11 protein-coding genes are annotated in these 12,077 nt (G+C 69.1%); 4 read left to right on the top strand and 7 right to left on the bottom strand.

The window, feature by feature from the left end; translation table 11 throughout:
- Nucleotides 1-57: 57 nt before the first annotated feature.
- The 3 genes from RUR_RS27135 to RUR_RS27125 all read left to right on the top strand — a co-directional run bounded on the left by RUR_RS27135 (nt 58) and on the right by RUR_RS27125 (nt 3,063).
- Entirely contained in the window at nt 58-912 is an 855-nt protein-coding gene (locus RUR_RS27135) for a lytic polysaccharide monooxygenase auxiliary activity family 9 protein (protein WP_283138040.1), read from the top strand.
- Between the two features lie 801 nt (nt 913-1,713).
- The gene (locus tag RUR_RS27130; protein WP_283138039.1) at nt 1,714-2,337 is read left to right on the top strand and encodes a lytic polysaccharide monooxygenase auxiliary activity family 9 protein; all 624 of its coding nucleotides are present in this window, start codon (nt 1,714-1,716) and stop codon (nt 2,335-2,337) included.
- Between the two features lie 138 nt (nt 2,338-2,475).
- Complete coding sequence (locus RUR_RS27125; RefSeq protein ID WP_283138038.1) at nt 2,476-3,063, top strand: DUF305 domain-containing protein; 588 nt, start codon at nt 2,476-2,478, stop codon at nt 3,061-3,063.
- Nucleotides 3,064-3,220: 157 nt separating this feature from the next.
- On the opposite strand, the gene RUR_RS27120 is transcribed toward RUR_RS27125, so the two are convergent.
- The 3 genes from RUR_RS27120 to RUR_RS27110 all read right to left on the bottom strand — a co-directional run bounded on the left by RUR_RS27120 (nt 3,221) and on the right by RUR_RS27110 (nt 7,765).
- A complete protein-coding gene (locus RUR_RS27120) occupies nt 3,221-3,565 on the bottom strand; it encodes an STAS domain-containing protein (RefSeq protein WP_283138037.1) in 345 nt (114 codons plus the stop codon).
- A gap of 560 nt (nt 3,566-4,125) precedes the next feature.
- Nucleotides 4,126-4,497, bottom strand: coding sequence for a cell division protein SepF (locus RUR_RS27115; protein ID WP_283138036.1), 372 nt, complete (start codon nt 4,495-4,497; stop codon nt 4,126-4,128).
- Between the two features lie 133 nt (nt 4,498-4,630).
- Nucleotides 4,631-7,765, bottom strand: a complete 3,135-nt coding sequence (locus RUR_RS27110) for an efflux RND transporter permease subunit (protein WP_283138035.1) — start codon at nt 7,763-7,765, stop codon at nt 4,631-4,633.
- An 88-nt stretch (nt 7,766-7,853) separates the two neighbouring features.
- Between RUR_RS27110 and RUR_RS27105 the strand changes: the two genes are divergently transcribed.
- A complete protein-coding gene (locus RUR_RS27105) occupies nt 7,854-8,324 on the top strand; it encodes a MarR family winged helix-turn-helix transcriptional regulator (protein ID WP_283138034.1) in 471 nt (156 codons plus the stop codon).
- A 6-nt stretch (nt 8,325-8,330) separates the two neighbouring features.
- Here the strand turns inward: RUR_RS27105 and RUR_RS27100 are convergent, their stop codons facing one another.
- The 4 genes from RUR_RS27100 to RUR_RS27085 form a co-directional block, all read right to left on the bottom strand.
- Nucleotides 8,331-8,789 carry a hypothetical protein gene (locus tag RUR_RS27100; RefSeq protein WP_283138033.1) on the bottom strand — a complete coding sequence of 153 codons (459 nt, stop codon included), beginning with the start codon at nt 8,787-8,789 and terminating at the stop codon, nt 8,331-8,333.
- Entirely contained in the window at nt 8,782-9,165 is a 384-nt protein-coding gene (locus tag RUR_RS27095; RefSeq protein WP_283138032.1) for a hypothetical protein, read from the bottom strand. The genes RUR_RS27100 and RUR_RS27095 overlap by 8 nt, the downstream gene beginning before the upstream one ends.
- Before the next feature lie 271 nt (nt 9,166-9,436).
- Nucleotides 9,437-9,592 carry a hypothetical protein gene (locus RUR_RS27090; protein ID WP_283138031.1) on the bottom strand — a complete coding sequence of 52 codons (156 nt, stop codon included), beginning with the start codon at nt 9,590-9,592 and terminating at the stop codon, nt 9,437-9,439.
- Between the two features lie 57 nt (nt 9,593-9,649).
- Entirely contained in the window at nt 9,650-11,389 is a 1,740-nt protein-coding gene (locus RUR_RS27085; RefSeq protein ID WP_283138030.1) for a serine/threonine-protein kinase, read from the bottom strand.
- Between the last annotated feature and the right edge of the window lie 688 nt (nt 11,390-12,077).

Raw genomic sequence — 12,077 nt, 5'->3', positions numbered from 1 at the left:
TTACTTTTAGGAAACTTTCCTAAGAGTTAGGGGGCTCAGAGATACAAGAGAGGCCTCATGAGCAAACGGCGTACCTCTGCGTTGGTCACTTTCGTCGTCTTGGCACCGGTCGCGGTCTCCATCTGGGCGGTGAACACCGCGAGCGCCCACGGAAGCATGCAGACTCCCGCCAGCCGGACCTGGATGTGTTTCCAGGACAACATTGAGAACCCGAGGACTCCCGCCTGCAAGGCGGCGGTCGCACTTGGCGGAACCCAGCCGCTATATGACTGGAACGAGGTCAACCAGGCGAATGCGAACGGGCAGCACCGGTCGCTCATTCCGGACGGCAAGCTGTGCAGCGGCGGCCGGGACAAGTACCGGGGCTTCGACCAGGCCAGGGCCGACTGGCCGACGACGAACCTGAACGCCGGCAGTCCGTACACCTTCCGCTACAAGGCGACGGCACCGCATCCCGGCACGTTCGAGTTCTACGTCACCAAGGACGGCTACAACCCGACGACACCGCTCAAGTGGTCGGACCTGGAGGCGACCCCGTTCCACCGGGTCACGAACCCGCCGATCCAGAACGAGGCGTACGTGACGAACGCCACGCTTCCGGCCGGTAAGTCCGGGCGGCATCTCATCTACTCCATCTGGCAGCGCTCGGACAGCGGTGAGGCCTTCTACACCTGCTCCGACGTCTACTTCGGCGTCGACCCTTCCCCGACCATCACCGATGATCCGACGGTCAGCCACTCGCCCACGGACACCCAGACGACCGGCGGCGTCACCACGTGGGCCCCGAACACTTCCTATCGTGCGGGTGACCGGGTGACCTACGCGGGAGTGCAGTACGAATGCCGACAGCCCCATCCCTCGCTCACCGGCTGGGAACCCCCCAACGTCCCGGCGCTCTGGCGGCGACTCTGACGACGCCGACCCGGTAAGCGATCGACCGAGACAGCGCCGACTCCTCGGGAGCGGCGACTGGGAAACGCAGGACGGCGCCGACTGGTGACAGCGGCGACCGAGCAGGCCGTCCCGGCGACGTGACGTCGCCGGGCGGAACGAGAGGACGGTAAGGGAACGGCGCCACCGGGTTCGGCCGATGGGGGTGGCGCCGCCCGACTTTGCGGGAAGGCCGGGCGGCGGGCTTGGTGACCGCGGATAGTGCGCCGGAATGTCCGGCGGGCCGACTGTGTGAGGCGGCGAGGCGCTCCATAGCCGGTCCGCCGGGCAGGTTGTGCCACCGCGCTCCGGGCGGCCGGAGATTCCCCGTGGATACGGGGCCGATCCCGCAAATCCTTGCGTCGGTACGGGGCTGAGCCCGCAAACCCGAGCCCGCACGGGGCTGCGGCTCGTCCCGGACGTGCCGTGGCCGAGGGTGGGGGAGGAATTCCCTGAACGGACTATCCCATCCTGGAACGCCCGGTATCAGGGTGCTTGCGAACTTTCCCACTGTCGGCGATAGTTAATTCTTAGTAAGGTTTCTTGTTAGTAAGGACGGTCCTCCTCGGAGGAGATGCGGTGGCGGAGCGGAATGGTGGGTCAGCCGTCATCGTCCCTGCGTGAAGGACCGGCCGTGAGAGAACTCGGGCCGACCACCGGCTCGCGGTGAGCGGCCCTGCCCCCCTCGGGGGGCGTACCAGGGGCTGAGCTCGGCCGACAACGGCTCAACGATCCCTGGCCTGGCACAACAGAGATCTTCACCCCCACCAAGGAGGACCCCCCATGCACGTGCGACGCAAAGTGGCTCTGATCGCCACCGCAATCGCAACCTCCCTCGTGGTACTCACCCCGGCGACCCCGGCGAGCGCCCACGGCTCCATGTCCAACCCGCCCAGCCGCGCCTACGTCTGCAAGCAGGAAGGCCCTGAGCGTCCGCAGTCCGCGGCGTGCCGGGCTGCGGTCGCCGCGGGCGGCACCCAGGCGTTCTACGACTGGCACGAGGTTTCGCTGCTCAACGCCGGTGGACGGCACCAGCAGCTCATCCCCGACGGTCAGCTGTGCAGCGCGGGCCGCGCGAAGTACCGCGGCCTCGACCTTCCGCGCGCCGACTGGCCCGCCAGGCAGATGTCGTCGGGCAACCAGACCATCACGTACCACGCGACGGCCCCGCACTCGGCCAGCAACTTCTCCTTCTACATCACCAAGCCGGGGTTCAACCCGACCCAGCCGCTCCGCTGGTCGGACCTCGTGCACATCCAGACCTTCAACAACCAGAACCCGACCACGTTCACCAACTGGACGATCAACATCCCGCAGCGCACCGGCCGCCACATCATCTACTCGATCTGGCAGCGGGTCGTCGGTAGCGAGGAGGCCTTCTACACCTGCTCGGACGTCGTCTTCTAAGCGCCGAGACCCCCCGGCCGCGGCCGGCCGATCGGGCGGTCGGCCATGCCGCGGCCGGGGCGCCGGGTGATCCGTGCGGGTTCCGCACGGATCACCGGCACTCTCCCGACCCCGACCAGACTCGCCGGAGCACCCCCCATGAGACCTCGCCTCCTCCCCTTCGTCGTACTCGCGGTCCTGGCGCTGGGCGGATGCGCCGCAGGGAGCGTCGCCGAAGCCCAACCGGCCCACCTACGACCGGCGACCGGCCCGGCGGCCAAGGACGCGGTCAACCCGGCCGACGTGATGTTCCTCCAGATGATGGTGGCGCAGAACCGTCAGTCGATGGACATCGCCAAGCTGGCGGCCGACCGGTCCCCCGCAGCCGAGGTCCGGAGCCTCGCGGCGGCGATCAGGGCCACTCAGGAGACCGAGGTCCGGACGATGTCCGGCTGGCTGCGCGCGTGGGACCAGCCGCTGACCGGGAAGGCGGACGCACACGCCTCCCACGGCGGCATGCCCGGTCCGAGCAAGCAGCAGATCAAGAGGCTGAAGAGCGGATCGCTCGACCGGTTCGACCGGGAGTTCCTCAATCTCATGATCTCGCTGCTGGACGACTCGATCCAGATGGCCCGGGTGGAGTCCGACAGCGGGGCCAACACCGGGGCGAAGGCGATGGCGCGGCAGATGGACGTCTCCCGGTCGGCGCAGATCAAGCACATGCTCAAGCTGGTCGATGCCCTGTGATGTCGCCTGACTCGCCGGACCCCGGCTTCGGCCTGGGCAGGGACCGGGTGGGGGGTCGGTCGGTCGTGGCGGCGACGCCCGGATGCGGGCGGGCGGTGCGTGAGGGGTGGGGCGTGAACGCGGGCGCCGCGCGAGGGGCCCGTCGTCTCGTCGCCCGTCAGGCGGCGAACGCCTCGTCGAGGTTCTCGTGCAGAGGGAAGACCCGGTCCAGCCCGGTGATCTCAAACAGCCGGCGGATGTGGGTGTTCGCACCCACGACCTGGATGCTGCCGCCTTCGGCGAGAAGCCGCTTGCGCGCCGCGACAAGGGCGCCGAGCCCGCTGGCGTCGCAGAACGTCACCTGGCTGAGGTCGACGATGACATGCCTGGCCGGTTCGTCGGCCATGGCCTTGCGCAGTGCCTGGGCGCCGAGGAGGTCGATCTCTCCCCGGGCCTCGATGACGGCGGGGCGGATCTTCCGCGCGGAGCCGGCCGAAGGCATCCGGTTCTGCCGCGCGAGCATGCCTCGTCCCCGGCACCGTTGCCTGGCGGGTGACTCTGTGCCCATGGTCAATCCCCTATCGACGTTGCTGACACCGTTCACGGTAGTGGGTGCTGTATCAAATCCAGATCAGTCGTTTGGCTGGATTAGCCCTCATCCTGCGGGAGGAGGATGTCCGTAGTTGCGAAGAATCCCGGGCGGCAGTGCGGAAACGTATGCTCCAGGCCAAGAATCCCGGTGTGATTCAGGCCTCACGCGGGTTGACACGCGTGTGCGGCATCCTCTCATCTTCGACCCACTTGGCTTGACGAATCATCAGATCCCCACCCAATCCATCATGATGTTCCACTCTCTATACACTGAGCGGGCCCGGAATCGAAGACCTAATCTCCACCGCCAGCGGTGACTGAGGGTGAGGGAAGCGGCAAAACGCCTGATACGGCCGGTTGGATCGGTGACGGTGGGCAGTGCGGACCGGCGGGCGGGACTTTTTGAGTTACAACTCCCTGAAGGGGTCCGCGGCCCGGATGCCACGACGCCGTCCGCGGGGTCCGCGGACGGCGTGGCCGGAGAAGACGGGTCTAGTGGCGGGCGTCGGTGGTGACCTCGACGTTGGGTGGGGAGAGCAGGAACACCTTGGTGGCGACCCGGTCGATGCCGCCCCGGCAGCCGAAGATGAGCCCCGCGGCGAAGTCGACCAGCCGTTTGGCGTCCTCGTCGGCCATCCGGGAGAGATCCATGATCACGGGAATGCCGTTCCGGAAGTGGTGGCCGATGGACACGGCGTCGTTGTAGGTTCGCGGCTGAAGGGTCACGATTTGGGTGAGTTCGGCCGGCTCGTCGGGCCAGTCGCCGTCGACGCCTTCATCGAGGTCCTCGATCTCGTCGTCTCCATAGGGGACGTCGTCAGCGATGCCTAGGTAGGTCGCCAAGCTGCGCATCGTGTTTCCCACCTGTCCGTCCTTCATAGATGGAGCCGTCTACACGGACACAACTGGACAGTAACCGACGATTCGCCGCTGAATCGGTGCGACACGCGGGAAGACGTGTACGGCTCCCGGCAGGGGAGCCGTACGCACCGTATCGTCAACCGACCGGCTGTACCTCCCTCTCCTCACGCGGAGTGACCGAACGCCTGCCCCGGCGCGACTTCCGGCGCTCCTTGAACTCCTCCACCAACGTGTAGAGCGTGGGGACGAGGACCAGGGTGAGCAGGGTGGAACTGATCAGACCGCCGATGACGACGACCGCGAGCGGCTGGGAGATGAAGACGCCCCCGCCGGTGAGCCCCAGCGACATCGGGAAGAGCGCGCAGATCGTGGCCACGGCGGTCATCAAGATGGGACGGAGCCGGTGACGGGCGCCCTCCACGACCGCCTCGCGGACGCCCAGCCCGGCGGAGCGGTACTGATTGATCAGGTCGATCAGCACGATCGCGTTGGTGACCACGATGCCCACCAGCATGAGCAGGCCGATGATCGCGGGCACGCCGAGCGGGGTGTCGGTGGCGAGGAGCAGGCCGAGCGCTCCGGTGGCCGCGAACGGCACCGAGACCAGCAGGATGAGCGGCTGGATCAGGCTGCCGAAGGTGGCGACCATGACCGCGAACACGATGGCGACGGCCGCGACCAGCGCCAGGCCGAGCTGGCCGAACGCCTCCTGCTGATCGGCGCTGACGCCGCCGATGACGGCCTTCGCACCCGCGGGGAGCTTCAGCTCGGCGAGCTTCGCGGTGAGCGCCGTGTTGATCCTGCCGAGGTCGTCGGCCGACGGGCTCGCGGTCACCTTGGCGCTGCGGGCGCCGTCGATCCGGGTGAGCCGGGTCGGCCGGTCGACCTCCCGGACCGTCGCCACGTCGGTGATCCGCACGGTCTTCCCGGTCGGGGTCGCGATGTTGAGCCCCTTGAGGTCCTTCACGGTCAGCGGGATGATTCCGCCGCGGATCACCAGGCTGTACGTCTCGCCGCCCACCAGGATCGGGCGCCGGGACCCGCTCACCGACTGCTGCACGGCCTGGCCGATCTGCGCGTCGGACAGCCCGGCCTTGGCGGCCTTCGTCCGGTCGGGGACCACCTCGACCCCCGGCTCGGCGGCCTCCAGGTCGTTGGTCACGTCCGCCGCACCCTCGATGCCCCGCACCATGTCGGTGACCATCTGGGTGGCCGACCGCAGCACCTTCTCGTCCGGAGCCTGGACCAGGACCTCCAGGGAGGAGCCGCCGAACCCGGACTGCTGCCCGGCCACCTTCACCTCGCCGACGTCGGTGAGGCCGTCCAGCACCCGGCGGAGCCGGTCCTTGAAGGCGGCCTGGTCCGCGTCGGGGTCGGTGCTGATGGAGAAGCGCGCCTGGTTGCCGCCGCCCGCGCCGAGCAGCGCGGAGCCGGTGGAGCCCACCGTGACCTGGTAGGTCTCGATCTCGGTGAGCGCGCCGATGGCCTGTTCCACCTTGCGCGCCGCGGCGTCGGTGGTGGCCAGATCGGTGCCCGGGGGCAGCGTCTGGGTGACCGAGAGCGTGTTCTGACCGGAGGAGTCGATGAAGTTGGTCTTCAAGGCGGGGGTGAGCGCGATCGTGCCGATGAAGACGAGCATGCCGAGGGCGAGGGTGAGCGCCTTGCGCCTGACGGCCCAGTTGATGATCGGGACGTACGTCCGCTGCATGATCCCGTTGCGCTCCCGCTCCTCGGCGGCGGTCCGGTCCACCCCCGTCGACGGCTTGAGGAACCAGTACGCGAGCACCGGGATGATCGTGAGGGAGACCAGCAGCGAGGCGAGCAGGGCGATGGCGATCGTCACGGCGAACGGCCGGAAGAGTTCGCCGACCTGCCCGCCCACGAAGGCGATCGGCAGGAACACGGCGACCGTGGTGATCGTCGACGCGGTGATCGCGCCGGTCACCTCCTTGGTGCCGGTGAGCACGGCGTCCCGGCGGCGTTCGCCGTACCCCAGATGCCGTTTGATGTTCTCCAGGACCACGATCGAGTCGTCCACGACCCGGCCGACCGCGATGGTGAGCGCGCCGAGCGTGAGGATGTTGAGCGAGTAGTCGCTGACGTAGAGGCCGATCATGGCGATCAGCAGGGAGAGCGGGATCGAGACCGCCGTGACGATGGTGGACCGGAAGGAGAAGAGGAAGAGCAGGATGACCAGGACCGCGAACGCCAGGCCCAGCAGACCTTCGGTGGTGAGCCCGTGGATGGAGTCCTTGATGAAGGGCGCCTGGTCGAACACGACGGTCAGGTCCGCGCCGTTGCCCATCGCCGTGCGCAGGTCGCCGAGCTTCGCGTGGACGGCGTCGGAGATGGCGACGGTGCTGGCGTCGGCGGCCTTGACCACCTGGATGCCAAGCGTCGGCTGGCCGTTGGTCCTGGTCAGCGCGCGGGCGGTCGCCTCCCGGACGTCGATGTCGGCGACGTCGGAGAGCTTGACGGCCTTGGCGGGCTTCGGCGCGGCCAGTCCGGGGATCGCGAGCGCGGGCGAGGGGGCGGGCGCCAGGGTGAGGTTTCGCAGCTCGTCGATCGAGGCGTAGGACCGCCCGGCGTCGATCGCCAGGGTCCGCCCGCCCTCGGTCAGGGTTCCGCCAGGGAGGACCACGCCGTTGGCCTGGAGCGCGTTCGTCACCCCGCTCGGGGTGAGACCGGCCTTCAGCACCTTGCCCAGGTCGAGGCGGATCGCGATCTCCTTGTCCCGGACCCCGGCGACGCGGGCGTCCCGGACGCCGTCGATCGCGGTGAGCTCGGGGATGACCGTCTTCTCCAGCTGGTCCGCCAGCCGCTGCTGGTCGAGTGCGGAGCTCGCGGCGAGGATGACCACGGGGAAGTCGTCGAAGCGTCCCGCCTGGACCGAGGGGTCGACGTCTGCCGGGAGCCGGGGTCCCAGGCGCCCGACGGCCTGCTCGATCTCCTGGACGGCCGATTTGATGTCGATTCCGTAGGTGAAGGAGACCTGAACGGTGGAGAACCCGCTGCTGGAGGTGGAGGTGACCGACTCCAGACCCGCGATGCCCTTGACGGCGTTCTCGATGGGTTCGGTGACCTCCCGCTCGACGACCTCGGGGGAGGCACCGGGGTAGGCGGTCGCGACCGCGGCGACGGGGAGTTCCAGGGAGGGGATGAGCTCCTGACGCAGGGACGGAGTGATCAGCCCCCCGAATATCATGATCGCAATCGTCGCCAGGGCGATGACGCTACGGTTGGCGAGGCTGAGCCTGGCCAGCTTGGACATCGGCGGGTCCTTCGGTCGCGGGGTGGGAAACTTCGTGTCAAGCTGACTATACGGATTAAGCGATGTAATAGTTCCCGAGGACTGGTCAATGGATGAGAAGAACCGGCTGATTGAGCAGATCGAGGGTATGGAGGCGGATCTGATACGCCTGCACACCAGGGACCAGTCCGACGAGCTCCTCAACGCCAATCTCACCATTCAGCAGATCAGGGTGTTGATGCTGCTCAACCTGGACGACGGCATCCCCACACACGACCTGGCGGCGAACCTCGGGGTGGGGCTCGCCACGGCCACCGGCATCGTCGACCGTCTCGAATCCCGAGACCTGGTTCGCCGTGCCGAAGACCCTGCTGATCGCAGGGTACGTCGTATCGAGCTCACCCGCGCGGGGCGGCAAATGATCGGGGACATCGTCGACGCCGGACGGGAGCGGCGGCAGCGGGTGCTTCTCCGCATGGACGTCGAGATGCTCCGCACGCTGGCGGTGGCGCTGAACGGCCTGTGCTCGGCGATGGAGGACGACATCGCCGAGCAGCGGGCCGCCGGGTCGGCCGGGTGATCGGGGTCAGGACGCCGCGCTCGGCACCGGGCCGTGGTCCTGAAGCCATCCGGTGACGGCCGAGAGCCCGCGGGTCATCTTCCGGCGGAACCTGGCCAGCGCGACGCGGGTCAACTCGGTGCGGGTCGGCGTCCCCGGCTCGATCCGGGTGGTGAGCACCAGCCGGTCGTCGACGGCCATGCCCGCGAGCACCGGCCGGGTGAGCAGCACGTGGTCGGCGAGGTCCCACCCGACGGGCCCTCGCGCCGCCCGGAACGCGGAGACTTCGGTCCCGGCGAGCTCGGCGTAGGCCCACAGGGAGGTGTCGTTCACGTGGCCCTGCAGGCATTCGAAGAGCAGGTACCCGCCGACCTGCGCCACGATTCCCGCGAGCGGGCGATCGTAGGAGTGCAGGGCGAGGACCGTCCGGGAGTCGTCCGTCGGCTGCCAGGGACTGGCGCCGAGCCGCAACGCGATCTCAGGCATCCCTCTCCTCCTCCTTCTCCTTCCACCAGGTGATCGGGCCGAAGCAGCCGTCGAATCGGCGGGCGTCCTCCTTGGTCCAGGAGCGGGCCAGGACGACCGAGACGTGTTCCGGAAACCGGATGGCGGGGGTCGGCCGCACCAGGAACTCGGCCTCCCGGAGCAGGCCGACCCGGGTGTGGCGGACCACGTCCCCGAAGCGTCCCGGGCGTCCGCACACCAGGTGTGCGGCCTCGTCCGGGGTCCGGTGCCCGGTGATCAAGGTGACCGGGGCGAGCGAGTCCGTCAGGACCATGTTCCTGAAGGGGTGGAGTGGTGCCGCGGGCTGGGTGCGCCCCGCGAACTGGGTGAGTATCTCCTTGTCGTCCAACTCGTCCATGTCTCTGCCCACCTTGTGTGATCGGCCGTCTCGGAACGCCGGGGTCGCACCGGCCGCATCGTCGCCGGCCGGTTCGGAACGCCGTGGGATGGGGCGTCCCCCGATCGGGTGCCCGGTGAGATCCGGGCACCGCCGCGTTCCGAGCAGGTCCGGTCTGGATTGAGGAGATTTACGGATTCTGGGCGAACTTTGCATAAGATTCGTACGTATGTTTAAACGCGCTCTCATGATTATGCATCTTGCGAATGAATGTTCGCAGGATTTTGAGATTTCATGCCGCGCCCTCGGCGCCGTTCACGGACTCGGCGACATCGCCGGCGGTTCGTGAACGCGTCGGAATCGAGCGGTCCGGTGCGTGGCCGGAGGCCCGGTCGGCGGGGCCGAGGATCCGTACCTCCGCCTGGCCGTCGTCACCCAGGGTATGCATCCGGCGAACCGATGTCCTCCGCGATTCCCCGGCCTCCCCTCCGGATGGGGGGAGGCGTCAGGTCCTGGGCCGGAAGAAGCTTCCCGGTCCGTCCCGCCCGACGACGGTGCCCACACAACGGTAGACCCGGACACCCCGGTCGAATGCCCCCTGGGTCGGCGGGAGGACGGAGACGTCCCACGACGCGACGGGCACCGCGCGGGCGGCGGCGAGCCGTGAGGCGAGCAGGACCGACTTGGCGCAGACCCGCTTGACCTGGGGGTGCCGCTCCAGGTCGTCCAGGTCGTTGGTGATCGCGTCGATCGGCAGCGGGGCGATCGCGAAGGTCTCCCACGCGTGTGCCTCCTCGCATCCCCGGCGTTTGACGTCCACCTTCCCGAGGATGACGACGAGCCCGCTCCAGCACTCCGCGGTCTTGACGCAGCGCGCCCGCGCGCCGGAGACCTTGGCCGCGGCGCACCCGGCCGTGACGGTGGGCGTGCCGTAGTCCGTCTCGTCTCCGGCGGGCGCCCCGGGGGCGAACGTGATCGTCGAAGGGGAGGCGCCGGGGATGCCCTCCTCCAGGGCACCGAGCGCGACGGCGCCGAGGGCGCCGAGGATGAGGACGACGCCCAAAGCCGCGATCAGCGCCGTGACCCGCCCCGACCGGAGGGCGCCGCGCCGATCGCGGCCGAGGGTCCGCTGCGCCGCCGCGGGGGGCCGCGTCCGGTGTTCCGCCTCGGTCGTCCGCGATCGGCGTCCCGGCGAGCCGGCGGGAACCGGTCCGCCGGGCGGGCTGCCCGTCCGCCGCGAGACGCCCGGACGGATGGGGAGGCCGCCCGGCGGGGTTCCCACGTCGACGCCGGCGGGACCGGACGGAAGGGCGGCCGCGTGGGAGGCGGTGAGCTCCCCGGAAGCCGATCGCGACGCGGTGGGTCCGTACCCCGGCGGCGGACCGGTGGGGGCGGCGTGGTGGGGCCGGCCCGCCTCCGGGGCGGAGAGCGGTACGGCGGCGAGCGCGTCGCGCAGGGCGGCGGCGCCGCTTAGCCGCGTGGCCGGATCGGTGTGCATCCCCCGCCGGAGCACCTCGGTCAACATGGGGGGAACGCCGGGGATGTCGGGGATCGGCTGCCGGTGGAGGGCGAGGATGACGGCGACGTTGGGCACCCCGTCGGGCGGGAAGCGGGGCGGCCGGCCGGAGAGCAGGGCGTAGAGCGAGGCGGCGAGCGAGTACACGTCGCCCAGCGGCGACGGCCCGGCGAGCTCGAACGCCTCCGGCGGGGCGAACGCCGGGGTGAGGGACTCCAGCGTCACCGACAGGTCCTGGCCGGGTACGGGCATCGCCGCGAGCCCGAAGTCGGCGAGCGCGACCATCCCGTACCGATTGATCAGGATGTTCGCGGGTTTGACGTCCCGGTGGAGCACCCCGTGGGCGTGCGCGGCGGCGAGGGCGTCGGCGACGCGCACCCCGATGTCCCGGACCTCGGCCGGGGCGAACGGGCCGTGGCCGCGCAGGCGGTCGTTGAGGGAGCCGTTGGTGCAGAGCTCAAGGACGATGTACGGCCTGCCGTCGTGGAGCACCCCCGCGTCGTAGATCTCCACGACGTGCGGGTGGCCCGACAGGGCGCCCACCGCGTTGACCTCGCGGAGGAACCTGCGCTGATCGCGTTCGGAGAGCAGGACGCGGTTGTCCACCTTGAGGGCGACCTCGCGCCCCACGGAGAGCTGTCGCGCCCGGTAGACGACGCCGAACCCACCCTGGCCCAGCACGCCGAGTACCTGGTACCCCGGTACCTCGATTCCCCGCGAAGTCGTCATTCGTCACGATCTCCTTGTTTCACACCAAGCTGGGACGCTACCAGGTCCAGGTGATCACGGTGCCTACACGCCCCAGCCCATGGCCGGAGATCCCGCCACCCGGTTCGGAGGCCGCCGGATCCCGCCCGCCTCCGGTCCCGCGCCCGATCCCGGAAGCCCGACTCGGCCTGTACGGCCTGCGGTGGGTGATCGTTGTGTTGTCGGCGCCTTGTGGGGTGCGTACAGCGCATTGATCACTCTGGTGTGTCGTGCGGGTTGCTGAGGGTTGTTCCTGGTGGTGTCGGTGTGTGGTTTGGGGTTCGGCCTGTACGGCGTGCGGTGGGTGATCGTTGTGTTGTCGGCGCCTCGTGGGGTGTGCACAGCGCATTGATCACTCTGGTGTGTCGTGCGGGTTGCTGAGGGTTGTTCCTGGTGGTGTCGGTGTGTGGTTTGGGGCTTGGCCTGTGCGGCCTGCGGTGGGTGATCGTTGCGTTGTCGGCGCCTCGTGGGGTGCGTACAGCGCATTGATCACTCTGGAGTGCCGTGTTGGTCGCTGCTATCGGATTTCGGGGGCGGCGTCGGGGGTTTGGTTTGGGTTGCACGGGTTGGGCTGGGTGATCGTTGTGTTGTGTGGGCCTTGTGGGGTGCGCACAGCGCAATGATCACTCTGAGTTCCGCGTCGGCAGGTGCCGCTCGGACTCGGGGACGC

It is taken from the genome of Rhizohabitans arisaemae (assembly GCF_025996515.1).
In the GTDB taxonomy this organism is placed as follows: domain Bacteria; phylum Actinomycetota; class Actinomycetes; order Streptosporangiales; family Streptosporangiaceae; genus Rhizohabitans; species Rhizohabitans arisaemae.
Note: the sequence above shows the minus strand (reverse complement) of the source record. Positions and strands in the feature narration are given on the sequence as shown.